The organism is Escherichia sp. SCLE84, assembly GCF_012584495.1.
Taxonomy (GTDB): domain Bacteria; phylum Pseudomonadota; class Gammaproteobacteria; order Enterobacterales; family Enterobacteriaceae; genus ECMA0423.
Genome location: NZ_CP051430.1, coordinates 1,133,277 through 1,157,034, shown reverse-complemented (window position 1 = coordinate 1,157,034; position 23,758 = coordinate 1,133,277). Strand labels below are relative to the sequence as shown.

The following is a 23,758-nucleotide window of genomic DNA, read 5'->3' as shown; positions in this document are numbered from 1 at the left end:
ATTTTCCTTATGAAGCTGGGGCTTAAAAATCGGTTGAGTTATTTTGTAAACCCGAAACCTGGATGGTCGAGGTTTGTCCGGTTTTACGATCTGTCACGTTCAACTGCAATTGACCATCGCGGTTAGCAATATCAACAATATAATCGTTGGTCACCATGCGGCCCGGTTTACCGGTATTAATATTCGACAGTAGCCCACCTAAAATTTGTGACTGGATGGCCTGAGTAAAGTTATCTAACGCTGAGGGTGTTTCAATACCAAAGTCATCGTTATAGCTCGGATCTTTATAAGAGTTTTGGGCCTGAGCGCTATTTAATAAAAAAGCGCCATTATTTGGGTTACCACCAAAGTTTGGATTACGGAACTGGAAAGTCATGGTTCCAGCCCAACTTAATGGCGAAATAAGCATGAGTAGAACTACTGCATGTTTGACACGCATTGCAGCCTCCGAACAATTTTTTATTTAGAATTCATCATGCGCCAAATCGCCCGTACTTAATAACGCCTGATTTATCTGGCGACGATTTAGTGCTTCTTCAGTTTGAATCAGTGCAAAGACGACAGTTTTCTCGAAGTCTCTTTTCAACGGAAATAAAAAAGTCTGGAAAATAACGTCCTGATTGACCGTTATAGTGATCCAGCTTCCCCATCGTGCACTGGGCCTTTCATTAATCGTTAAGTTACCCGTATAGTCACTTTCCCATTTATCACTAAAGGCTCGGTAAAAATCATGGCCAATAGATGAAACAGTATGGTCAGTTAACAATCCCGGGACTTCTACCTCAACGGCGTGAAGATTCCCTGCGGCGAACAGAAATTCTGCCGCCACAATCCAGCGTAAATAACGTTTCATGGCTTTATCGCCTGAGGTTATCGTTTGCCCAGGAAACCGCTTGTGTCCGGTTTTTTACGGCTATCTTCTTGAAAAGATTATAAAGATGCGTTTTAACCGTATTTTCGCTGATGAACAACGAACGAGCGATCTCGTTATTAGACGCGCCGATACGCAGCTTATTCAGGATCTCTTTTTCCCGATGAGTAAGGAGGGCTGATTCCGTGCTGTTATAACGATAGTTACCAGAATGTGTAATCAGGTAACTGGCAAGCTTTTGCGTAAAGTAGCATTCGCCGCGCAGGACGCCTTGCAACCCATTGACAACACGTTCTTGATCCTCCATGGCATAAAAAACGCCGTTGATATGAGGCCAGTTTTCAATGTCGCGGTACGGGTAATCTTCAGGCGTATTTAGCAACAATATTTTGATATTGTTGTTTTTCCTGCTCAAAGTATCCTGCCAATAATGGATAAGCTTTTTATCTGCTTCCATCATATCCAGAAGAATAATAGAGCCTGAAGATATATCGTCCAGAGAACGTTGAATATTATGTAATTTTCCTGTAATTGCCAGCGATTGTTTAAGGTGCTGCAAGAGAGCTGTCGCTTGCAAAGACGGTTTAGTGATCAACAATAATGTATGACCATGAATACTATGGACTTCATTAAACATGATGAAACCCCGCTTTTTTTATTGATCGCACACCTGACAGCTGCCTCTAAAATAGAAGCACCAGAAGTACTGACAGATGTTGCACTGCTGTGTGTAGTAATAAATCAGCCCTAAATGGGTAAAATATAAAACTAATGGATTACATCTGATTTCAATCTAGCCATTACAAATCTTAAATCAAGTGTTAAACATGTAACTAAATGTAACTCGTTATATTAAAATGTTAATCTTAAGGTTTTATTAAGTTTAGAAATGATAGAAAAGTTGTACATTTGGTTTTTATTGCACAATTTTAAAAAATCATACAAATGGTGATAACTTACTAATAATACATATAAAAAATATTTCGGTGTAGTCCTTTCGTCATGTAAAACGTTCTTGTTTTTTCTCCGCACCTCCGTGGACAATTTTTTACTGCAAAAAGACGAGGTTTGTCACGGCTTGTGCGCAAGACATATCGCAGCAATCAGCGACGGGCAAGAAAAATGACTGTCTGGTGATTTTTGATAGCGGAAAACGGAGATTTAAAAGAAAACAAAATATTTTTTGCGTAGATAACACCGTATTTACGTGGGTTTTAATACTTTGGTATGAACAAAAAAAGAAAAATACAACGCGCGGGTGAGTTATTAAAAATATTTCCGCAGACATACTTTCCATCGTAACGCAGCGTTAACAAAATACAGGTTGCGTTAACAACCAAGTTGAAATGATTTAATTTCTTAAATGTACGACCAGGTCCAGGGTGACAACATGAAAAACAAATTGTTATTTATGATGTTAACAATACTGGGTGCGCCTGGGATTGCAGCCGCAGCAGGTTATGATTTAGCTAATTCAGAATATAACTTCGCGGTAAATGAATTGAGTAAGTCTTCATTTAATCAGGCAGCCATAATTGGTCAAGCTGGGACGAATAATAGTGCTCAGTTACGGCAGGGAGGCTCAAAACTTTTGGCGGTTGTTGCGCAAGAAGGTAGTAGCAACCGGGCAAAGATTGACCAGACAGGAGATTATAACCTTGCATATATTGATCAGGCGGGCAGTGCCAACGATGCCAGTATTTCGCAAGGTGCTTATGGTAATACTGCGATGATTATCCAGAAAGGTTCTGGTAATAAAGCAAATATTACACAGTATGGTACTCAAAAAACGGCAATTGTAGTGCAGAGACAGTCGCAAATGGCTATTCGCGTGACACAACGTTAATTTCCATTCGACTTTTAAATCAATCCGATGGGGGTTTTACATGAAACTTTTAAAAGTAGCAGCAATTGCAGCAATCGTATTCTCCGGTAGCGCTCTGGCAGGTGTTGTTCCTCAGTACGGCGGCGGCGGTAACCACGGTGGTGGCGGTAATAATAGCGGCCCAAATTCAGAGCTGAACATTTACCAGTACGGTGGCGGTAACTCTGCACTTGCTCTGCAAACTGATGCCCGTAACTCTGACTTGACTATTACCCAGCATGGCGGTGGTAATGGTGCAGATGTAGGTCAGGGCTCAGATGACAGCTCAATCGATCTGACCCAACGTGGCTTCGGTAACAGCGCCACTCTTGATCAGTGGAACGGCAAAAATTCTGAAATGACTGTTAAACAGTTCGGTGGTGGCAACGGTGCTGCAGTTGACCAGACTGCATCTAACTCCTCCGTCAACGTGACTCAGGTTGGCTTTGGTAACAACGCGACCGCTCATCAGTACTAATACATCATTTGTATTACAGAAACAGGGCGCAAGCCCTGTTTTTTTTCGGGAGAAGAATATGAATGCGTTATTACTCCTTGCGGCACTTTCCAGCCAGATAACCTTTAATACGACCCAGCAAGGGGATGTGTATACCATTATTCCTGAAGTCACTCTTACTCAATCTTGTCTGTGCAGAGTACAAATATTGTCCCTGCGCGAAGGCAGTTCAGGGCAAAGTCAGACGAAGCAAGAAAAGACCCTCTCATTGCCTGCTAATCAACCTATTGCTTTGACGAAGTTGAGTTTAAATATTTCCCCGGAAGATCGGGTGAAAATAGTTGTTACTGTTTCTGATGGACAGTCACTTCATTTATCACAACAATGGCCGCCCTCTTCAGAAAAGTCTTAATTTGTTGAAATATCGAGCATAAGATGAATCTGGAGAGAATGGTCTGCTGCGAATCAGCCAACCTGAAAGTATGGATAACACAACCCTCAAGGATGACTAATCATTGAGGAAATAGAATAAATGTTCAGACCTTTTTTAAACTCTCTTATGCTCGGCAGTTTGCTTTTTCCTTTTATTGCCATCGCAGGAAGCACCGCGCAAGGGGGGGTGATCCATTTTTATGGCCAAATTGTGGAACCGGCATGTGACGTCAGCACCCAGTCATCACCCGTAGAAATGAACTGCCCACAGAATGGTTCTGTTCCGGGCAAAACCTATTCCAGCAAAGCGTTAATGAGCGGTAATGTTAAAAACGCGCAAATAGCCTCAGTAAAAGTGCAGTATCTTGATAAACAGAAAAAGCTGGCTGTAATGAACATCGAATATAACTAAGTTTCTGAACAACGCACGTTGCTGAGCAGAAAAATGCGATTTAACCAAAAAGCCTGCTGTACACTTAAGAAACAAGAAGGTGTAAGGAGGCGTTATGAAAACGCGTATTCATGTTGTGCAGGGTGATATTACCAAACTGGCCGTTGATGTGATTGTGAATGCGGCTAATCCGTCATTAATGGGAGGCGGCGGCGTCGATGGGGCCATTCATCGCGCAGCGGGTCCGGCCCTGCTGGATGCCTGTTTAAAAGTCAGGCAACAGCAGGGCGATTGCCCTACGGGGCATGCCGTTATTACGCTTGCAGGCGCTCTTCCCGCTAAAGCCGTAGTGCACACCGTCGGGCCAGTCTGGCGTGGTGGTGAACAAAACGAAGACCAGCTTTTGCAGGATGCCTATCTCAATAGCCTACGACTGGTGGCGGCAAACAGCTATACGTCAGTGGCTTTTCCTGCAATCAGTACTGGGGTTTATGGTTACCCTCGTGCGGCAGCGGCTGAAATCGCAGTTAAAACCGTTTCAGAATTTATTACCCGTCACGCTTTACCCGAACAGGTATACTTTGTCTGTTATGATGAAGAAAACGCCCGCCTCTACGAAAGACTCCTTACCCAACAAGGAGATGAATGATTTGCCCCGGCTGGCGAGCGCGGTGCTGCCACTGTGTTCGCAACATCCCGGTCAGTGTGGTCTTTTCCCTCTGGAGAAAAGTCTGGATGCGTTTGCCGCCCGGTATCGTCTGGCCGAAATGGCAGAGCATACGCTGGATGTTCAGTATTACATCTGGCAGGACGATATGTCGGGTCGGTTACTGTTTTCCGCCCTGTTAGCCGCAGCAAAGCGTGGCGTTCGCGTCCGTTTGTTGCTGGACGACAACAATACGCCCGGACTTGACGACATTTTACGCTTGCTTGACAGCCATCCCCGCATTGAAGTCCGGCTTTTTAATCCTTTCTCGTTTCGCTTGCTGCGTCCGCTTGGTTATATCACCGACTTTTCCCGTCTCAATCGCCGTATGCACAATAAAAGTTTCACTGTCGATGGCGTGGTGACGCTGGTAGGGGGGCGAAATATTGGTGATGCCTATTTTGGGGCAGGGGAAGAGCCACTTTTTTCGGATTTAGATGTTATGGCAATAGGGCCCGTGGTAGAGGACGTTGCCGATGATTTCGCCCGCTACTGGTATTGCAAATCGGTTTCACCCTTACAGCAAGTGCTGGATGTCCCGGAAGGTGAAATGGCGGATCGCATCGAGTTACCCGCCTCCTGGCATAACGATGCTATGACGCATCGTTACTTACGCAAAATGGAATCCAGTCCGTTTATAAATCATCTGGTTGATGGAACGTTGCCGCTTATCTGGGCGAAAACACGTTTATTAAGTGATGATCCGGCGAAAGGGGAGGGCAAGGCAAAACGGCATTCACTGTTACCGCAGCGCCTGTTCGATATCATGGGCTCACCCAGTGAACGCATCGATATTATCTCTTCCTATTTTGTACCGACACGCGCAGGTGTGGCGCAACTCTTACGGATGGTGAGAAAAGGGGTAAAGATTGCGATCCTAACCAATTCTCTTGCCGCTAACGATGTTGCTGTCGTCCATGCCGGATACGCGCGCTGGCGCAAAAAATTGCTCCGCTATGGCGTGGAATTATATGAACTCAAGCCGACGCGTGAACAAAGTAGTACGTTACACGATCGCGGCATAACCGGTAATTCCGGAGCCAGCCTGCATGCTAAAACCTTTAGCATCGATGGTAAAACGGTGTTTATCGGCTCTTTCAATTTCGATCCGCGTTCAACATTGCTCAATACTGAAATGGGCTTCGTGATAGAGAGCGAAACGCTGGCACAGTTAATTGATAAACGCTTTATTCAGAGCCAGTATGATGCGGCCTGGCAGCTCCGTCTGGACAGGTGGGGACGGATCAACTGGGTTGATCGTCATGCAAAGAAAGAGATTATTCTCAAAAAAGAACCCGCCACCAGTTTCTGGAAGCGGGTTATGGTCAGACTGGCGTCGATATTGCCCGTGGAATGGTTATTGTAAATGTGGCTTAACGGGCTGGTGCTTTATCGTTTTCACGCTTAACAACCGGTTTACCAGAGAACAAAAACTTCAGTAACGGGATGCGCAAATGAATTTCATACAGAATTATCGCAATCCCTACTACAAATATCAGGCCACAGAGAAAACCAAGCCAGTTGGAGGTGATGTGCGGTGTAATGTATGCGCCGAAAAACAGCGTTAACGGGTGGTGAACCAGATAGATAAACAGCGATGCGTTAACAAAATAAGTCACCCGCGCTGACTGGAAGTTAAGCAAACGGTGGCCAAAGGAGAAGACCACATTCACCATCCACAGACCGAGGACCATGGTGATCACCGACTCGGTTTCGTACATCCAGGCATCGCCACTGCCATAGCGCTGGTTGAGTAAATAAGCGACAAACGCCAATGCTGCTGCAAGGGTACAGCCACGAGACGGCGTGGTAAACAAGGCTTTAAGATGAGGGAAAATGAAAGCCAGTGCGCCGAGGATAAAGAACGGCAAATAAAACAGCGTTTGCATGACAATAAAATTGAACATGCCATTACTCAGAATGGGCGGATACACAATAAAAATCGTTCTTCTTATTACCGCATAACCGATGCCGAGGCATAAAAAAATCACCGATAGTTTTACCATCGAGAATTTTTTAATCGTTTTATCAGAATTTTCTAAATTATTTCTGATGCGTTTAAATATCCATACGCACAGCGTCGTCATGACCACTAACACCAGTAAAAACCACAGATGTGATATTAATTCCCAGGCCAACGTATTATATTTGTCATACAATGACAGCCCAGGCCAACTTTCCGCTTTCCCTTTGACGTATTGCAGCATAATAAATTGCGGCAATGTCAGTAAGGGGATGGCTGTTAACATCGGGATACCTACACGTTCGACACGTACTTTCCACCATTTTTTCAAGGGATAGCGTAAAAAAAGCATGTAGGAAAAGTAGCCGGATATAACGAAAAATACCTGCATGCGGAACGAGTGGATGAAGTCATTAAAAAGGGTCAGCCACAATGACGGTTCGGCGCTATTCACATGCCATGTATGGCTCGAATAGATTAAAGAAATATGAAAAGGGATCCCTAACAACATCAGCCAGGCGCGGATGGAGTCGAGGAAATATTCACGTTGCGCGGGTACTGGATTCATATATGGTTAACTAATCTCGGATTTTTCGTCTTATCCCTGTCGGGTTATGCCTTTAGGCTTGTTGCCATAGCGACACCGACCTGACCGCGCCAGGCGCAGGCTTCAAGGTTTTTATGCATAGCATCATCGCTACCACTAACCAGAATGGAAGCGTCTGTAAGACGGTTGATAAATAAAATTGCTGGCAAACCCTACACGAAGTCGATGCTTCTGTCTTTAGGAGAAGCACGGAAAGTGAAAACGGTTGCAATCAGGTGCTTAATCCATGAGCCAGCGTGCTGAACGATACCGGGATTCTGTTGTCGGAATGGCTGGTTATCCATTAAAATAGATCGGATCGATATAAGCACACAAAGGGGGAAGTGCTTACTAATTATGAAACATAAACTACAAATGATGAAAATGCGTTGGTTGAGTGCTGCAGTAATGTTAACCCTGTATACATCTTCAAGCTGGGCTTTCAGTATTGATGATGTCGCAAAGCAAGCTCAATCCTTAGCCGGGAAAGGCTATGAGGCGCCCAAAAGCAACTTGCCCTCCGTTTTCCGCGATATGAAATACGCGGACTATCAGCAGATCCAGTTTAATCATGACAAAGCGTACTGGAACAATCTGAAGACCCCATTCAAACTCGAGTTCTACCATCAGGGTATGTACTTCGATACCCCGGTCAAAATAAATGAAGTGACTGCCACCGCAGTCAAACGAATCAAATACAGCCCGGATTATTTCACTTTCGGCGATGTTCAGCATGACAAAGACACGGTAAAAGACCTTGGTTTTGCCGGTTTTAAAGTGCTTTACCCGATCAACAGCAAAGATAAAAACGATGAAATCGTCAGCATGCTCGGGGCCAGCTATTTCCGCGTGATTGGTGCAGGTCAGGTTTATGGCCTTTCTGCCCGCGGCCTGGCAATTGATACCGCCTTGCCATCGGGTGAAGAATTTCCACGCTTCAAAGAGTTCTGGATCGAGCGTCCAAAACCGACTGATAAACGTTTAACCATTTATGCATTGCTTGACTCGCCGCGCGCGACAGGTGCTTACAAATTCGTAGTTATGCCAGGGCGTGACACGGTTGTGGATGTGCAGTCGAAAATCTATCTGCGCGATAAAGTCGGCAAACTGGGGGTTGCACCGTTAACCAGTATGTTCCTGTTTGGGCCGAACCAACCGTCGCCTGCAAATAACTATCGTCCGGAGTTGCACGACTCTAACGGTCTCTCTATCCATGCCGGTAATGGCGAATGGATCTGGCGTCCGTTGAATAACCCGAAACATTTAGCGGTCAGCAGCTTCTCTATGGAAAACCCGCAAGGCTTCGGTCTGTTGCAGCGCGGTCGTGATTTCTCCCGCTTTGAAGATCTCGATGATCGTTACGATCTTCGTCCAAGCGCATGGGTGACTCCGAAAGGGGAGTGGGGTAAAGGCAGCGTTGAGCTGGTAGAAATTCCAACCAACGATGAAACCAACGATAACATCGTCGCTTACTGGACGCCGGATCAGCTGCCGGAGCCGGGTAAAGAGATGAACTTTAAATACACCATCACCTTCAGCCGTGATGAAGACAAACTGCATGCGCCAGATAACGCATGGGTGCAACAAACGCGTCGTTCAACGGGGGATGTGAAGCAGTCGAACCTGATTCGCCAGCCTGACGGTACTATCGCCTTTGTGGTCGATTTTACCGGCGCAGAGATGAAAAAACTGCCAGAGGATACCCCGGTCACAGCGCAAACCAGCATTGGTGATAATGGTGAGATAGTTGAAAGCACGGTGCGCTATAACCCGGTTACCAAAGGCTGGCGTCTGGTGATGCGTGTGAAAGTGAAAGATGCCAAGAAAACCACTGAAATGCGTGCTGCGCTGGTGAATGCCGATCAGACGTTGAGTGAAACCTGGAGCTACCAGTTACCTGCCAATGAATAAGACAACTGAGTACATTGACGCAATGCCCATCGCCGCAAGCGAGAAAGCGGCATTGCCGAAGACTGATATCCGCGCCGTTCATCAGGCGCTGGATGCCGAACACCGCACCTGGGCGCGGGAGGATGATTCCCCGCAAGGCTCGGTAAAGGCGCGTCTGGAACAAGCCTGGCCAGATTCACTTGCTGATGGACAGTTAATTAAAGACGACGAAGGGCGCGATCAGCTGAAGGCGATGCCAGAAGCAAAACGCTCCTCGATGTTTCCCGACCCGTGGCGTACCAACCCGGTAGGCCGTTTCTGGGATCGCCTGCGTGGACGCGATGTCACGCCGCGCTATCTGGCTCGTTTGACCAAAGAAGAGCAGGAGAGCGAGCAAAAGTGGCGTACCGTCGGTACCATCCGCCGTTACATTCTGTTGATCCTGACGCTCGCGCAAACTGTCGTCGCGACCTGGTATATGAAGACCATTCTTCCTTATCAGGGTTGGGCGCTGATTAATCCTATGGATATGGTTGGTCAGGATTTGTGGGTTTCCTTTATGCAGCTTCTGCCTTATATGCTGCAAACCGGTATCCTGATCCTCTTTGCGGTACTGTTCTGTTGGGTGTCCGCCGGATTCTGGACGGCGTTAATGGGCTTCCTGCAACTGCTTATTGGTCGCGATAAATACAGTATATCTGCGTCAACAGTTGGCGATGAACCATTAAACCCGGAGCATCGCACGGCGTTGATCATGCCTATCTGTAACGAAGACGTGAACCGTGTTTTTGCTGGCCTGCGTGCAACGTGGGAATCAGTAAAAGCCACCGGGAATGCCAAACACTTTGATGTCTACATTCTTAGTGACAGTTATAACCCGGATATCTGCGTCGCAGAGCAAAAAGCCTGGATGGAGCTTATCGCTGAAGTCGGTGGCGAAGGTCAGATTTTCTATCGCCGCCGCCGTCGCCGCGTGAAGCGTAAAAGCGGTAATATCGATGACTTCTGCCGTCGCTGGGGCAGCCAGTACAGCTACATGGTGGTGCTGGATGCTGACTCGGTAATGACCGGTGATTGTTTGTGCGGGCTGGTGCGCCTGATGGAAGCCAACCCGAACGCCGGGATCATTCAGTCGTCGCCGAAAGCGTCCGGTATGGATACGCTGTATGCGCGCTGTCAGCAGTTCGCGACCCGCGTGTATGGGCCACTGTTTACAGCCGGTTTGCACTTCTGGCAACTTGGCGAGTCGCACTACTGGGGACATAACGCGATTATCCGCGTGAAACCGTTTATCGAGCACTGCGCACTGGCTCCGCTGCCGGGCGAAGGTTCCTTTGCCGGTTCAATCCTGTCACATGACTTCGTGGAAGCGGCGTTGATGCGCCGTGCAGGTTGGGGGGTCTGGATTGCTTACGATCTCCCGGGTTCTTATGAAGAATTGCCGCCTAACTTGCTTGATGAGCTAAAACGTGACCGCCGCTGGTGCCACGGTAACCTGATGAACTTCCGTCTGTTCCTGGTGAAGGGTATGCACCCGGTTCACCGTGCGGTATTCCTGACGGGCGTGATGTCTTATCTCTCCGCTCCGCTGTGGTTTATGTTCCTCGCGCTCTCTACTGCATTGCAGGTAGTACATGCGTTGACCGAACCGCAATACTTCCTGCAACCACGGCAGTTGTTCCCGGTGTGGCCGCAGTGGCGTCCTGAGCTGGCGATTGCACTTTTTGCTTCGACCATGGTGCTGTTGTTCCTGCCGAAGTTATTGAGCATTTTGCTTATCTGGTGCAAAGGAACGAAAGAATACGGCGGCTTCTGGCGCGTTACATTATCGTTGCTGCTGGAAGTGCTGTTTTCCGTGCTGCTGGCTCCGGTACGCATGCTGTTCCATACGGTCTTCGTCGTCAGCGCGTTCCTTGGCTGGGAAGTGGTGTGGAATTCACCGCAGCGTGATGATGACTCCACTTCCTGGGGTGAAGCGTTCAAACGCCACGGCTCACAGCTGCTGTTAGGGTTAGTGTGGGCTGTTGGTATGGCGTGGTTGGATCTGCGTTTCCTGTTCTGGCTGGCACCGATTGTCTTCTCGTTGATCCTGTCACCGTTTGTTTCGGTGATTTCCAGCCGTGCCACCGTTGGTCTGCGCACCAAACGCTGGAAACTGTTCCTGATCCCGGAAGAGTATTCGCCGCCGCAGGTGCTGGTTGATACCGATCGGTTCCTTGAGATGAATCGTCAACGCTCCCTTGATGATGGCTTTATGCACGCAGTGTTTAACCCGTCATTTAACGCTCTGGCAACCGCAATGGCGACCGCGCGTCACCGCGCCAGTAAGGTGCTGGAAATCGCCCGTGACCGCCACGTTGAACAGGCGCTGAACGAGACGCCAGAGAAGCTGAATCGCGATCGTCGCCTGGTGCTGCTAAGCGATCCGGTGACGATGGCCCGTCTGCATTTCCGCGTCTGGAATTCCCCGGAGAGATATTCTTCATGGGTGAGTTATTACGAAGGGATAAAGCTCAATCCACTGGCATTGCGTAAACCGGATGCGGCTTCGCAATAAAAACGTAGTTGCCTGATGCGCTACGCTTATCAGGCCTACATCGTTCCTGCAATTTATTGATTTTGCAAGATTTTGTGGGTCGGATAAGGCGTTCACGCCGCATCCGGCAAAAACAACGAGCCAATAAAAATACCGGCGTTATGCCGGTATTTTTTTACGAAAGAGGTATCAAATGCGTTTAATTGTGGTGAGCATCATGGTGACCTTGCTGAGTGGCTGTGGCAGCATTATTAGTCGCACTATACCGGGGCAGGGGCATGGCAACCAATATTATCCCGGTGTGCAATGGGATGTGCGTGACTCCGCCTGGCGTTATGTCACGATCCTTGATCTGCCATTCTCTCTGGTTTTTGATACTTTACTGCTGCCGATCGACATTCATCATGGCCCGTATGAGTGATTAACGTTCATCCCACTCATCAGCTGCTGCGCGTCCTTCCTCGGTATCCAGCGGTGGCTCAAGCTGAAATTCCCCCTCGTCCCATTCATGTAATGTATTCTCTTCCTGCCACTCCTGGCGTATCTCTATCTCATCATAGTCGCCATCAAAAACACTTTGCGCGGCTTCACCGCTAAGCATAGGTAAACATTCACCTTCTTCCCCTTCGTCGGCAAAAAACTCAACTTGCCACATGATGTCGCCGTCCTGCAAAACGTATTTTTGGGCATTGAACTGTTGCACATTCGCATCTTCGGCGTCGATGCCGGGGTTGTCTGCAAGAAATTCTTCGCGTGCAGCGTCAATGGCTTCTTCAAGCGTTGCGTACATGGTCATCACGATTCTCCCTTTGAGTTGATGAGGTTTCAGGGAAAAGGATAGCTGATTCTCCGCTTTTGCAAGTATGAAAGGCGAAAAATCAGTTCGATACCTGGGGTATTCGACGACGACGTAGACTGTTCCATGAATAGACTGCGTTGAATAACACTACGCCAGCGGTGACGAGAAATACCGCTCTGAAACCGTAGTTCGCTGAAATCGCTGCTCCCATCAATGGTCCGGTAACGTTGCCAATATCACGAAACGATTGGTTATAGCTGAAGATACGCCCGGCGATCTGGTTGCTCGAGTTGTAAACCAACAGTGTCTGTACGGCGGGGAGTAGTGCACCATCGGCGGCACCGAGCAAAAAACGTAAAATCCCAAGTTGCAATGGCGTCTGAACGTAAGACATTGGGATCAACAGCAGTACAGAAAAGATCAGCGCTGTAATCAGGATCTTTTCGGGTCCGATTCGATCGCCAAGTTTGCCGAGTCGTGGTGCGCTTAGCAGAGCCGCCACGCCTGGCACCGAGGCGATCATGCCACTGATAAAGGCGACGTTACTGACGTTACCCGCCAGTTCGCGGACATACAGCGTCAGAATGGGGGCAATTGAGCCTGTCGCCACCTGGATGATTAACGTGGTGACAAACAGGCTGAGTACCAGTTTCGGGTTTTTAAGTGATGTCACCACTTCCCGCATGTGCAGCATCTCTTTTTTGCTGACCGGCTGGAATTTTTCTCTGATGCAGAACAGGGTGACGAAAAAGCAGAGTATGAGCACACTGGCGGTAATAAAGAATACCGGACGTAAGCCGTAGCTATCGGCGAGCAGGCCGCCAGCCATTGGACCGAGCAACGCACCACTAACGCCGCCTGTGGAGAGCGTACCCAGCGCCCAGCCGCTTTTATTACGCGGTACTTGTGTGGCGATAAGAGCATTAGCGTTGGGGACAAATCCGCCAAGTAACCCAAGAAGCGCCCGTAGGATCAAAAACTGCCAGATATTTTGTGCCAGTCCCATCAACACCATCACGATGCCCATGCCGAGGGCAGAGCGTAATAGCATGAGTTTTCGGCCTTTACGGTCGGCGAGTCCACCCCAAAACGGTGAGGCGATGGCCGAAAATAAAAATGTAATGCTGAAGACAATACCGGACCACATATTCAGGGCGGAGTGACCGGTAACGCCAAGCTGCTCAACGTAGAGGGGTAAGAAGGGCATTACCAGACTGAAGGCGGCCCCGGTAAGAAAACAGCCTAGCCAGGCGACGATCAGGTTTCGTTTCCAGTTTATAGGGGTGTCATTTTCACAGGGTGACATAGCAATCCGCTGTTGGTGCGCCAGGCGCGGTGAACATAAGAAGAAAAGATAAGCACACTAATTATGCGCCCGACTTCCAGGGGGCGCAATCCAGAGAGCTTTTATCGCTAAATCAGGGGGATTTGCTGTGGTAATGCCGGATGCCATTCTGAAGCATCCGGCATGGGAGATTTAATAGCGTGAAGGAACGCCTTCCGGGCGTGTTTTAAAGCGACGGTGTAACCACATATACTGCTCTGGTGCCATCATGATGCATTTTTCGACCACTTTGTTCATCCACGCGGCGGTAGTTTCGGCATCATCCAGTGGCGGAGAACACTCTGGCGGCAGCATAATCAATTGATACCCTTTGCCATCTGGCTTACGGCGTGGAACGAAGGGCACCAGACATGCGCCGGACATCCGTGCCAGCATCCAGGTTCCGGTCGTGGTCGCAGCCTGCTCAACGGCAAATAACGGGACGAAAACGCTTGAGCGCGGGCCGTAATCATGATCCGGTGCGTACCAGACCACTTCGCCTTTTTTCAGGGCTTTAATCATGCCTTTTAAATCTTTGCGGTCGAGCATCGATTTATTTGAGCGCAAACGGCCCCAGGTTTGTAGCCAGTCAATCAGTGGATTATCGTTCGGGCGGTAAACGCCAATCCCCGGTTCCTGCATACCAAACTGCCGCGCACCCAGCTCCAGTGTCAGAAAATGGATGCCAACTAACAGGATGCCGCGTTTTTGCGCCTGCACGTCACGAATGTGTTCCATGCCGATCACTTCCGTCCAGCGAGCGATTCGGCGGTCCGGCCAGAACCACGCCATGCCGGTTTCCATCAGGCCCATGCCAACGGATTCGAAATTCTTCACCACCATTTTACGGCGTTCTTGTTCGCTCATTTCCGGGAAGCACAGTTCCAGGTTGCGATGCACAATTTTTGCGCGTCGTTTCATAAAACGTAACGCCAGTTTTCCTAATCCACAACCGAGGCGGTAGATAACCGGGTAGGGCAATTGCACGACTAACCAAAGTACGCCAATACCCAACCAGGTTAACCAATAACGCGGATGAAGCAGTGCGGTGGAGAACTTGGGTAGATTCGTCATATCAATCCTGTTTTTCAACCTATTCGGGCAATTGTATGTATTGTCGCATTTTTTCGCCCGCAACCAAAATTTGTGGCTGAAGACTGGGCGAAATTGCCGCGCTTGTAAATAACAAATAATTTTTAATGCGCAAATGTAGCGTAAAATGTGTGGATGTTAATTATCGATAATTGCTATATCATGCCGCGGATTTTTACTTTCCCATCTCGCAGGAACCGTACACCATGCCAGTGTTACACAACCGCATTTCCAACGACGCGCTAAAAGCCAAAATGTTGGCTGAGAGCGAACCGCGAACCACCATTTCGTTTTACAAGTATTTCCACATCGCCGATCCTAAGGCGACCCGTGACGCTTTATATCAGCTGTTTACCGCGCTGAATGTTTTTGGGCGAGTGTATCTGGCGCATGAGGGCATTAACGCGCAAATCAGCGTACCTGCGAGCAATGTTGAAACATTTCGCGCGCAGCTCTATGCCTTCGACCCGGCTTTAGAGGGTTTACGCCTGAATATCGCGTTGGATGATGACGGGAAATCCTTCTGGGTACTGCGCATGAAGGTACGCGATCGCATTGTTGCCGACGGTATTGACGATCCTCACTTTGATGCCAGCAATGTTGGTGAGTATCTGCAAGCGGCGGAAGTGAACGCCATGCTTGACGATCCCGATGCACTATTTATCGACATGCGTAACCACTATGAGTATGAAGTGGGGCACTTTGAAAACGCGCTCGAAATTCCGGCAGATACCTTCCGTGAGCAGCTGCCAAAAGCAGTCGAGATGATGCAGGCACATAAAGATAAAAAAATCGTCATGTACTGCACCGGCGGCATTCGTTGTGAAAAGGCCAGTGCCTGGATGAAACATAACGGATTCAACAAAGTCTGGCATATCGAGGGCGGAATTATTGAATACGCCCGTAAGGCGCGCGAGCAGGGCTTGCCGGTGCGTTTTATTGGCAAAAATTTTGTTTTTGACGAGCGGATGGGCGAACGTATATCGGATGAGATTATCGCGCATTGCCACCAGTGCGGCGCGCCGTGCGACAGCCATACCAACTGTAAAAATGATGGCTGCCACCTGCTGTTTATTCAGTGTCCAGTATGTGCGGAAAAATACAAAGGTTGTTGTAGTGAGATTTGCTGCGAAGAAAGCGCGTTACCGCCAGAAGAACAGCGACGCCGTCGGGCAGGACGTGAAAATGGCAATAAGATCTTTAATAAGTCTCGTGGACGTCTGAATACAACACTGGGCATTCCTGATCCAACGGAATAAATATCATTGCCGGATGCGTGCCATCCGGCAACATTTCACTCTTACTTCTGCTGTACGCCTTCCACTGAAATAATCAGATCCACTTCCTGAGAAGCTGGACCTAAATCTGTCTTGATATTGAAGTCCTTGAGCTTAATTTTGCCTTCGGCCTCGAAGCCTGCACGTTTACCACCCCATGGGTCGTCGCCCTGACCAATTAATTTCGCTTCCAGCGTGACGGGTTTGGTTACGCCATTCAGCGTCAGATCGCCGGTAATATCCAGTTCGTCACCGTCTTTCTTCACGCTGGTGGAGGTGAATGTTGCCTGTGGATATTTTGCGGTATTGAGGAAATCTGCACTGCGAAGATGTTTATCGCGTTCGGCGTGATTAGTATCGACGCTGGTGGTGTTAATTGTCACATTCACTTTATCGGCAGCCGGATTTTTTTCGTCAAAGGTAAAAGTACCGTCGAAATCTTTAAAGGTGCCGTATAACCAGCTATAGCCAAGGTGCTGGATGCGGAAATTAACAAAGGCGTGCTGACCTTCTTTGTCAATTTTGTAATCGGCGGCAACCGCTGAACCGGCAGAGAACATCAGGGACGCGAAGGTTAAACCAAGCAGGCTTTTTTTCATTTTTTATACTCCATAGTCAGATGACGACTTTCCCAGCATGCGCTTCAGAGTGTCGTCTTTATCGATGAAATGATGCTTCAGGGCCATAAATCCGTGCATAACGGACAGTACTACGACGCTCCACGCGAGCCAAAAATGCAGGGCACCGGCAAAGTCTGCCTGTGCGCCAGCGTCGGCAAGGGTCGCGGGGACGTCAAACCAGCCAAAAACGCTGATCGGTTTACCATCGGCAGTTGAGATCAGATAGCCGCTGATGCCGATGGCGAACAGCAATAGGTACAATGCGAGATGTCCAGCCTTTGCGGCAAGACGAGTCATGGGCGAATAACTCGGCAGCGGACCCGGCGGTGGAGATATGACACGCCACAGAACGCGAATAACCAGCCCCATCATTAACAAAATACCGATGCTTTTATGCAGTTCGGGTGCTTTGTGATACCAGCCATCGTAATAACTGAGCGTGACCATCCACAGACCTAAAGCAAACATGCCGTAGACAATAATTGCGCTTAGCCAATGGAAGGCCGCAGATATAACACCATAGCGTTCAGGGGTATTTGTGAATGACATAAGTGCATCCAATGCGAATTTGCGAGAGAAAGAAAATGGCGTGTCGGAGAATGAATTGCAACACAAAAATAACAAATTGAATGATATTTATTTTTATTTCAATAATTTTGAATTAATAATGAAAGAATCTTCATAAGTTTAGTGGGTTCAGCATCAGAGATGTCTGGTGAGTGCTGTAGAAGCAGGAATAATCTCATTCAATTTTTCACGCTAAATGAAAGGGAGATTAAATATTTGTCAGTTTATGTCAGTGCGGAAAACTAAAAATAAAACACATAGATCAGATCCATAATTGCCAACAATCCCCAGAGAAAAAGATAAAGCATCAGATGCTCGCGAATATTATTGATGAGATAGTGCAACAGCCGACGCATTAAATACTCCTGTAAAAACGGCCTCATTCTGGAGGCCGTAATGATGATTATTGGAAGCGGGAAAGCCTGAATGGCGTCAAATCAAAATCGCTTTTTTTGTCTTGCGCAAAATCGGCAGCTATTTCCCCTAAAACTGACGCAAATTTAAAACCGTGCCCACTCAGGCCGGTAATGAGCAGTGTATTATCGTGGCCGGGTAGGGTATCGATAATAAAATCTTCGTCAGGCGAATTATCATAGGTGCAGGCAGCGCCGTACAGGCAGCAACCGATACCCGGCAATACATTGCGCAAGAACGGGAAGGCTTCCGAACCATCGCTGACCACTTCCGCAAACGGAACACGTTCATCCGCTGAATGGATAACCTGGCCTCCGTTATGTTTGCCAATCTTCAACGCGTCGTTTTCTGCCGGAAAACCATAATATTGATCGCCATTGGGCAGTTCACCGGTAAACGCCGGGAATTTATTCTTCACGCTATAGCGGCCATCGGCCTGATACCAGGCAAATACTTTACGTACGGGCTGGACAGGCAGCTCCGGGAGCAGGTCTTTTACCCATGTTCCCGCGCAGACAATCGCTTTTTTCGCCTGATACTCACCGTCAACGGTTTCAATAGTTACGCCATCATCGTCATGACGAATTGCGGTGACCGGGCAGTTGAACAGTTGCGCACAGCCCGCTTCCTTCGCCAGTTGGATCCAGGTTTTAATCGCCAGTTCGCTGCGCAAAAAACCGGAATCAGTCTCAAATAAGCCGATGTAGTTGTCCGGGACGCGTATTTCTGGCCAGCGGGCCATAATCCCTTGCGCATCGAGCTTTTCAACGTTGAGTTGCCACTGTTCGGCGCTGTGGGCGACGTTGGCGAGAAATGCGGAGTCAGCCGGGCCGAGGTTAATGACACCAGAGCGTACAAAAATGGGATCATCTTCGTTGTGGCGGGAAAGTTCATCCCACAGCGTTTGCGCGCGGAGGACCAGCGGGACATACTTTTCGCCTTCACCATAAGCATGGCGAATTAATCGCGTATCGCCATGGTGGCTGCCGTGTTGATGCGGTGGCATATGGGCGTCGGTCATTAGCACGTTTAAACCGGCGCGGGTTGCATAATACCCGGCGGCAGCGCCTACGGAACCGCTGCCAATAATGATGAGATCGTATTTCATTTTTTTCTCTCTGCTCTCATGGTTTAAGCAGAGTAATTAACTGAATGCAGATATACAACCCAGAAATGGTAAAGGCACCGGTGAGGTGCCTTTTGGGTGGATGGTCATGTCATGTTAATGACGCCGATACTCGTTTACCGGGAAATCACCGGATTCAATTTTGGCGATTCCTGCTTCTAATATCGAAATAAATTGTCTGGCAACATCAGTGGTTAACCAGAGCGTCTGACCAACTTCAGTCCCTTCCTGCTCGGACTTATTTGGGGTCTGGTAGTGCAAACGCAACATCAGCGCATCATAGCTATCAACGGTGCTGATGTCCCACCCTACGAGCGGATGAGTCTGAATGACTTCATTATTTTTTTCCATCATGGCCCCCTAATTCGTGTTACTAGACAACGTTATTCGAGGTTCAATGCGTTTTTATCTGAAGCAACTTCAGTATACCAATAAGTAAGGGTATTCACCGAATTTTTAAAGGGGGGAACAGATAAATTTCTGCTTTTAAGATTTATATGAACAATAAAACAGCATGTCATTCATATTTTTTTAGCATATTGTGCAATTATTTTGAGGAAGTGTAGAAATTTTGTACTCAAAATTTGTAAGTAAAATAAAAAAGCCGGGGCGACCCGGCAAAAACAAAAATCACTGCATATTATTCGCTGACAAACCAGTCATCGGCGCTTTCCCACGTTTCCTGGAGAATTTCGCTAATGCGCTGTTTATCTTCTTTTGTTGCGCCAATAACCGATAAATTATTCGCTGCGGCATAACGTACCGATACGTGGCCTTCATTATCAGGAAACGCATACTGAATACGGCGGGAAAGTTCGCCAGCCAGGGCGTCAATAGCCCCAGCTGGCAATGGAGAAGTTTTCGCTATGGTGACTTCAATTCGCATAATAGCCCCCTGTTGAATATACTGGTTATTTATACAGGCAAAATAACCTAATGACAACAGGAAGCTACGATTTTTATTGTTTAACGGACCAGCGTACCGTTTCCCCGGCGAGGAATGGCACCAGGGTGTCATCAGTCAGTGCGATGCTTTCAGCAACCTGTTGCTCTTCACGTACCAGTTCGATGAATGTGTCGTTGACCGGCAAGCCATAGAACTGCGGGCCGTTTACAGAACAGAATGCTTCAAAGTGCTGCAGAGCATTCATCTCTTCAAAGACGGTAGCGTAACTGCCCAGCGCGGTTGGGGCGTTGAAGCAGCCCGCGCAGCCGCAACTGCTCTCTTTGCGATGACGTGCATGTGGCGCAGAATCCGTACCGAGGAATACTCGATTAAAACCGCTGGCGACCAGTTCACGCAATGCCTGTTGGTGAATATTGCGTTTGAGGATGGGTAAACAATACAGGTGCGGACGCACGCCACCAACCAGCATATGGTTGCGGTTAAACATCAGATGCTGCGGAGTGATGGTGGCAGCCAGCCGTTCATTTCCGTCACGGACATAGTCGGCAGCATCTTTGGTGGTGATGTGCTCAAAAACGACTTTCAGCGCAGTCAGGCGCTGGCGCAGAGGTTCCATCACGCTTTCTATAAAGCGCGCTTCACGATCAAAAATGTCGATATCTGCATGTGTCACTTCACCATGCACCAGTAGCGGCATACCGATTTTTTCCATGCGCTCAAGTACCGGCATGATTGCGTCAATTGACGTCACGCCGTGGCTGGAGTTAGTGGTTGCGTTTGCCGGATAAAGTTTTGCAGCGGTGAACACGCCTTCGTTAAATCCGCGCTCCAGCTCATTAGGATCCAGCGAATCTGTTAAATAACAGGTCATCAATGGGGTGAAATTGTGCCCGGCAGGTACGGCATCAAGAATACGCTGGCGATACGCCACGGTAGCCTCAACAGTGGTCACGGGCGGAGCCAGATTGGGCATTACAATAGCCCGTCCATAAATTTCGCTGGTATACGGCACGACAGTTTTTAACATGTCGCCATCGCGGAGGTGAAGGTGCCAGTCGTCTGGGCGGCGGATCTTTAATACCTGGGATGGTGCAGTCATTAATCTCTATGCTCCGGCTGAAGGGATGTTTTTGCCGGACACAAAGGATAAGCGGAAACGTTTTCCTTTGCACGAAAAATAAAGGGCGCGAATGCGCCCTCGTCATTAATCCGTAAACGGAATGACAATTTCGCCTGGCTTCACTTCAATGCCTTTCGCCAGTTTTTTCGCCATTGCTTCGCCCTGACTGCCATCTTCGCGCAGGACGTAAGCAGGTTGCTGGTTAAAGTAATTGCGTAATGCCTGGTTCAAATAGGGAAGCAACGTTTGCATCACCGTTTGCATTTTTTCCGGTTGTACCGTCGCATCGACCACTTCCATCTCTTTCAGGAAGATCGCACCTTTTTCTTTATCAAACACGGGCAGCGCTTTCAGCTTCAGTTTCATGGTCGCTTTCTGACTACCGAACAGGGAGTTCATGTCCAGATTGGCGTCTCCGGTTAGGGTAACCTTATTCGGCTCTTCGCGACCAATTTGGCTGGTCAAGTTTGTCAGAACAATATGGGCGTCAGCCACGCCGGGTAAACCGATATCTTTTGAGAAATTATTATGTTTCGCAAGCGACTGGTTAATTTCTTGTTCGGTGATGGTGTATTGGGTGAGTTGATTACAGCCAACGAGCAGGCCACTGACGATCAATGCAGCGGCAAATAAAAACTTGTTCATGGTAGTCCTCGACATGAAATCTGCGTCAATATCCTGACACAACGCAGCATGTGTCACCAGCGATAAACTCGCCAGCAGAAAAAACTGAAAACGGCGGCAACCCGCGAATACAGGCTGCCGCGGCGGGTCAGGATTAAATCGCCATTGATGATAACAAATTGATTTGTGTCTGTTTCGCCATATTATCGCGGTAATCAGCAACGCGGCTTGGCCAGTTGATTCCGGCTACCAGCGTCAGATTACGCAGTAGCGGAAATAGCTGAATATCATCTTCCGAAAGTTCGCCATTCACGGCGTTCGGTTTGACGATCAGTTTGTCCAGCGCACGCAAATCATCGCTGATATTCTTAATCAGACCGTCAGAGTGGGCCAGCAGGTCGGCTAAATTACCCGCGCTGGCCTCTTTCTTGTCGACGAAATATTTGCGCGCGGCGGGAGTAGAAAACTCATCAAATGCCGATTTGGCAAAACGCGGCAACAGCAGTTTGTTTGCGTAGCCATTGACCTTGCGCAGCCACTCTTCAATGGCAGGGGAACGTTTGCCGGTCAGTAACGGTTTGCCGTCGAGTTTATCGACATAGTGAACGATGTCCATGCTTTCTGGCATATAGCGGCTGTCATCTTTTTGCAGAATGGGAACCTGTTTTTGACCGACCATCCGGGTGGGTGTTTCTGCGTCGTCGTTGAGCAGAACATGTAATTCGACGGGGATATTTTTCAGGCCGAAAATCATGCGGGCTTTGAGGCAGTAAGGGCAGTGATCGTAAATGTATAGCTTCACGTGACTCCTCCATTTGGCTGTCAGTTCACTTTCAGTATGGAGGAGTCAGGGGGGAGTATCAAATCAGGCGTCGCGTTCAAGCAAACGACGCGCGGCGCGTTTCTGACTAAACTGCCAACCCAGCGCAAGGAAAGTGAAGATGCCAATAATTCCCAGCATCATCCACGGAAGCTCTGGCTGGTGCGCCGATTTGCCCAGGTCAAACAGCCAGCCACCACCGATATAACCAATAGCGCCGCCAATCGCCAGACCCAGACGGCTAAACCCCATATAGCTGCCGCGAGCTCTTGCGTCCGCCAGCGAAGCACTTAAGGTTTCACGCGCAGGCTCGGCAATGATCGACCCGATATAAAACAGACAAATCAGGGTGAAAAGTTGTTGCAGGCCGCTGACCATGCCCACCGGCATCATGCTTAATGACATTATCAACAGCCCAGCCATCAACCGGTGTTCCAGACGAAAATGCTTTTCACTCCAGCGGGCGATAGGGTAGAGCAACGTTAACGACAGACACGCTTCAATGGCATACATCCATTTAACGGCAGAGGGTGCGCCAGCCACGTCGTTGACCATAATTGGCAGCATCAGCATCACTTGTACAGCCAGCATGTAGTAACCCGCCAGCGTCAGGACATAGGTGACAAAACGCTTGTCACGCATCACGCGGGTCATGCCTTCGCGAACGGGCGTGTGTACGGTGGAGAGTTTCCATGCCGGTAACAACCACGCATTGAACGCCGCACACAGCACAAACAAAACGGCCCCTGTGGCGCAGACCAGGCGAAAGTCGTATTGCAACAGCCAGCTCCCCAACAATGCGCCAATGACCGCACCGGCACTGTCCTGCATCATCAACAGCGAGAAAAAACGACCACGTTGTTGTGGACGGATTAGTTTCACCACCAGCGCCGAACGCGGCGGATCAAACAACGTGCCGCCGAGTCCCGAGAGCAGGCATGAAAACCACAATAGCCACGGTTCGTGGGCGATACCCATTGTGGCGAATCCGGCGGCGCGCATCAGCATACCGGTAACAATCATCGGTTTGGCACCAAAGCGGTCGGCAATTGCGCCGCCGAAAATACCCAGACCTTGCTGAATAAACTGGCGTAGACCGAGAGCAATACCGACCATGACGGCGGCCCAGCCCATTTGATCAACGAAGCGGATAGAGATCAGCGGGAAGACAACAAAGAACCCCAGCACGACCAGCATATTATCGATGAGCAGGAAATATTTACCCAGGTTCCTCGCCTGCGATACGCGGGACATTTCCCCTCCCGGGAAATAAAAGATGAGCACTTTCTATTCTGCATTGCCGCTAAGACTTTTCCCATCACTTCGGGGACAATATTTTTTTATCAAAACGTCGCTTTGATAGAGAGTTTTT

27 protein-coding genes are annotated in these 23,758 nt (G+C 48.6%); 10 read left to right on the top strand and 17 right to left on the bottom strand.

The window, feature by feature from the left end; all coding sequences use genetic code 11:
- Positions 1 to 22: 22 nt before the first annotated feature.
- From csgF to csgD, 3 genes are read right to left on the bottom strand one after another with little or no spacing between them, the layout of a single operon-like run.
- Complete coding sequence (csgF, locus tag HGD79_RS05895) at positions 23 to 439, bottom strand: curli production assembly/transport protein CsgF (RefSeq protein WP_001264088.1); 417 nt, start codon at positions 437 to 439, stop codon at positions 23 to 25.
- Between the two features lie 24 nt (positions 440 to 463).
- Positions 464 to 853 carry a curli production assembly/transport protein CsgE gene (csgE, locus tag HGD79_RS05890; RefSeq protein ID WP_000833288.1) on the bottom strand — a complete coding sequence of 130 codons (390 nt, stop codon included), beginning with the start codon at positions 851 to 853 and terminating at the stop codon, positions 464 to 466.
- 4 nt (positions 854 to 857) lie between these two features.
- On the bottom strand, positions 858 to 1,508 hold the full coding sequence (gene csgD / locus HGD79_RS05885; RefSeq protein WP_000481500.1) for a biofilm master transcriptional regulator CsgD: 651 nt from the start codon (positions 1,506 to 1,508) through the stop codon (positions 858 to 860).
- 753 nt (positions 1,509 to 2,261) lie between these two features.
- Between csgD and csgB the strand changes: the two genes are divergently transcribed.
- The 6 genes from csgB to clsC all read left to right on the top strand — a co-directional run bounded on the left by csgB (position 2,262) and on the right by clsC (position 6,087).
- A complete protein-coding gene (gene csgB / locus HGD79_RS05880) occupies positions 2,262 to 2,717 on the top strand; it encodes a curli minor subunit CsgB (RefSeq protein WP_000791650.1) in 456 nt (151 codons plus the stop codon).
- Positions 2,718 to 2,757: 40 nt separating this feature from the next.
- On the top strand, positions 2,758 to 3,213 hold the full coding sequence (gene csgA, locus HGD79_RS05875) for a curli major subunit CsgA (protein WP_000771437.1): 456 nt from the start codon (positions 2,758 to 2,760) through the stop codon (positions 3,211 to 3,213).
- A gap of 58 nt (positions 3,214 to 3,271) precedes the next feature.
- On the top strand, positions 3,272 to 3,604 hold the full coding sequence (gene csgC, locus HGD79_RS05870) for a curli assembly chaperone CsgC (protein WP_000992834.1): 333 nt from the start codon (positions 3,272 to 3,274) through the stop codon (positions 3,602 to 3,604).
- Positions 3,605 to 3,724: 120 nt separating this feature from the next.
- On the top strand, positions 3,725 to 4,036 hold the full coding sequence (gene ymdA, locus HGD79_RS05865) for a protein YmdA (RefSeq protein WP_000489590.1): 312 nt from the start codon (positions 3,725 to 3,727) through the stop codon (positions 4,034 to 4,036).
- Between the two features lie 94 nt (positions 4,037 to 4,130).
- Complete coding sequence (gene ymdB, locus HGD79_RS05860; protein ID WP_168848329.1) at positions 4,131 to 4,664, top strand: O-acetyl-ADP-ribose deacetylase; 534 nt, start codon at positions 4,131 to 4,133, stop codon at positions 4,662 to 4,664.
- On the top strand, positions 4,606 to 6,087 hold the full coding sequence (gene clsC / locus HGD79_RS05855; RefSeq protein WP_168848328.1) for a cardiolipin synthase ClsC: 1,482 nt from the start codon (positions 4,606 to 4,608) through the stop codon (positions 6,085 to 6,087). The genes ymdB and clsC overlap by 59 nt, the downstream gene beginning before the upstream one ends.
- A gap of 7 nt (positions 6,088 to 6,094) precedes the next feature.
- Here the strand turns inward: clsC and mdoC are convergent, their stop codons facing one another.
- Positions 6,095 to 7,252 (bottom strand): glucans biosynthesis protein MdoC, encoded by a 1,158-nt coding sequence (gene mdoC / locus HGD79_RS05850; protein WP_168848327.1) that lies wholly within the window; start codon positions 7,250 to 7,252, stop codon positions 6,095 to 6,097.
- 393 nt (positions 7,253 to 7,645) lie between these two features.
- Between mdoC and mdoG the strand changes: the two genes are divergently transcribed.
- The 3 genes from mdoG (at position 7,646) to HGD79_RS05835 (ending at position 12,117) form a co-directional block, all read left to right on the top strand.
- Positions 7,646 to 9,181 carry a glucans biosynthesis protein MdoG gene (gene mdoG / locus HGD79_RS05845; protein WP_001300662.1) on the top strand — a complete coding sequence of 512 codons (1,536 nt, stop codon included), beginning with the start codon at positions 7,646 to 7,648 and terminating at the stop codon, positions 9,179 to 9,181.
- The gene (gene mdoH, locus HGD79_RS05840; RefSeq protein WP_001295445.1) at positions 9,174 to 11,717 is read left to right on the top strand and encodes a glucans biosynthesis glucosyltransferase MdoH; all 2,544 of its coding nucleotides are present in this window, start codon (positions 9,174 to 9,176) and stop codon (positions 11,715 to 11,717) included. The genes mdoG and mdoH overlap by 8 nt, the downstream gene beginning before the upstream one ends.
- Before the next feature lie 172 nt (positions 11,718 to 11,889).
- On the top strand, positions 11,890 to 12,117 hold the full coding sequence (locus tag HGD79_RS05835; RefSeq protein ID WP_001237205.1) for a YceK/YidQ family lipoprotein: 228 nt from the start codon (positions 11,890 to 11,892) through the stop codon (positions 12,115 to 12,117).
- On the opposite strand, the gene HGD79_RS05830 is transcribed toward HGD79_RS05835, so the two are convergent.
- The 3 genes from HGD79_RS05830 to lpxL form a co-directional block, all read right to left on the bottom strand.
- Complete coding sequence (locus HGD79_RS05830) at positions 12,118 to 12,492, bottom strand: acidic protein MsyB (protein ID WP_000180056.1); 375 nt, start codon at positions 12,490 to 12,492, stop codon at positions 12,118 to 12,120.
- Positions 12,493 to 12,574: 82 nt separating this feature from the next.
- The gene (gene mdtG / locus HGD79_RS05825) at positions 12,575 to 13,801 is read right to left on the bottom strand and encodes a multidrug efflux MFS transporter MdtG (protein ID WP_000074172.1); all 1,227 of its coding nucleotides are present in this window, start codon (positions 13,799 to 13,801) and stop codon (positions 12,575 to 12,577) included.
- 171 nt (positions 13,802 to 13,972) lie between these two features.
- A complete protein-coding gene (gene lpxL / locus HGD79_RS05820) occupies positions 13,973 to 14,893 on the bottom strand; it encodes a kdo(2)-lipid IV(A) lauroyltransferase (protein WP_000183364.1) in 921 nt (306 codons plus the stop codon).
- A gap of 224 nt (positions 14,894 to 15,117) precedes the next feature.
- On the opposite strand from lpxL, the gene HGD79_RS05815 reads away from it, so the two are divergent.
- Positions 15,118 to 16,170, top strand: a complete 1,053-nt coding sequence (locus HGD79_RS05815) for a rhodanese-related sulfurtransferase (RefSeq protein ID WP_001144616.1) — start codon at positions 15,118 to 15,120, stop codon at positions 16,168 to 16,170.
- Positions 16,171 to 16,211: 41 nt separating this feature from the next.
- On the opposite strand, the gene HGD79_RS05810 is transcribed toward HGD79_RS05815, so the two are convergent.
- The 10 genes from HGD79_RS05810 to mdtH form a co-directional block, all read right to left on the bottom strand.
- Entirely contained in the window at positions 16,212 to 16,787 is a 576-nt protein-coding gene (locus HGD79_RS05810) for a YceI family protein (protein ID WP_000749261.1), read from the bottom strand.
- Between the two features lie 3 nt (positions 16,788 to 16,790).
- Positions 16,791 to 17,357 carry a cytochrome b gene (locus HGD79_RS05805; protein WP_000011108.1) on the bottom strand — a complete coding sequence of 189 codons (567 nt, stop codon included), beginning with the start codon at positions 17,355 to 17,357 and terminating at the stop codon, positions 16,791 to 16,793.
- Between the two features lie 260 nt (positions 17,358 to 17,617).
- Positions 17,618 to 17,731 (bottom strand): YceO family protein, encoded by a 114-nt coding sequence (locus HGD79_RS05800; RefSeq protein WP_001253418.1) that lies wholly within the window; start codon positions 17,729 to 17,731, stop codon positions 17,618 to 17,620.
- Between the two features lie 47 nt (positions 17,732 to 17,778).
- Positions 17,779 to 18,897, bottom strand: a complete 1,119-nt coding sequence (gene solA, locus HGD79_RS05795) for an N-methyl-L-tryptophan oxidase (protein WP_000872815.1) — start codon at positions 18,895 to 18,897, stop codon at positions 17,779 to 17,781.
- Between the two features lie 114 nt (positions 18,898 to 19,011).
- On the bottom strand, positions 19,012 to 19,266 hold the full coding sequence (gene bssS / locus HGD79_RS05790) for a biofilm formation regulator BssS (protein ID WP_000414437.1): 255 nt from the start codon (positions 19,264 to 19,266) through the stop codon (positions 19,012 to 19,014).
- Between the two features lie 289 nt (positions 19,267 to 19,555).
- On the bottom strand, positions 19,556 to 19,801 hold the full coding sequence (dinI, locus tag HGD79_RS05785; protein WP_001217754.1) for a DNA damage-inducible protein I: 246 nt from the start codon (positions 19,799 to 19,801) through the stop codon (positions 19,556 to 19,558).
- Between the two features lie 73 nt (positions 19,802 to 19,874).
- A complete protein-coding gene (pyrC, locus tag HGD79_RS05780) occupies positions 19,875 to 20,921 on the bottom strand; it encodes a dihydroorotase (RefSeq protein WP_000126567.1) in 1,047 nt (348 codons plus the stop codon).
- Positions 20,922 to 21,026: 105 nt separating this feature from the next.
- On the bottom strand, positions 21,027 to 21,587 hold the full coding sequence (locus tag HGD79_RS05775) for a lipoprotein (protein ID WP_001295443.1): 561 nt from the start codon (positions 21,585 to 21,587) through the stop codon (positions 21,027 to 21,029).
- Positions 21,588 to 21,720: 133 nt separating this feature from the next.
- Entirely contained in the window at positions 21,721 to 22,368 is a 648-nt protein-coding gene (gene grxB, locus HGD79_RS05770) for a glutaredoxin 2 (protein ID WP_000780919.1), read from the bottom strand.
- 63 nt (positions 22,369 to 22,431) lie between these two features.
- A complete protein-coding gene (mdtH, locus tag HGD79_RS05765; protein ID WP_000092194.1) occupies positions 22,432 to 23,640 on the bottom strand; it encodes a multidrug efflux MFS transporter MdtH in 1,209 nt (402 codons plus the stop codon).
- Between the last annotated feature and the right edge of the window lie 118 nt (positions 23,641 to 23,758).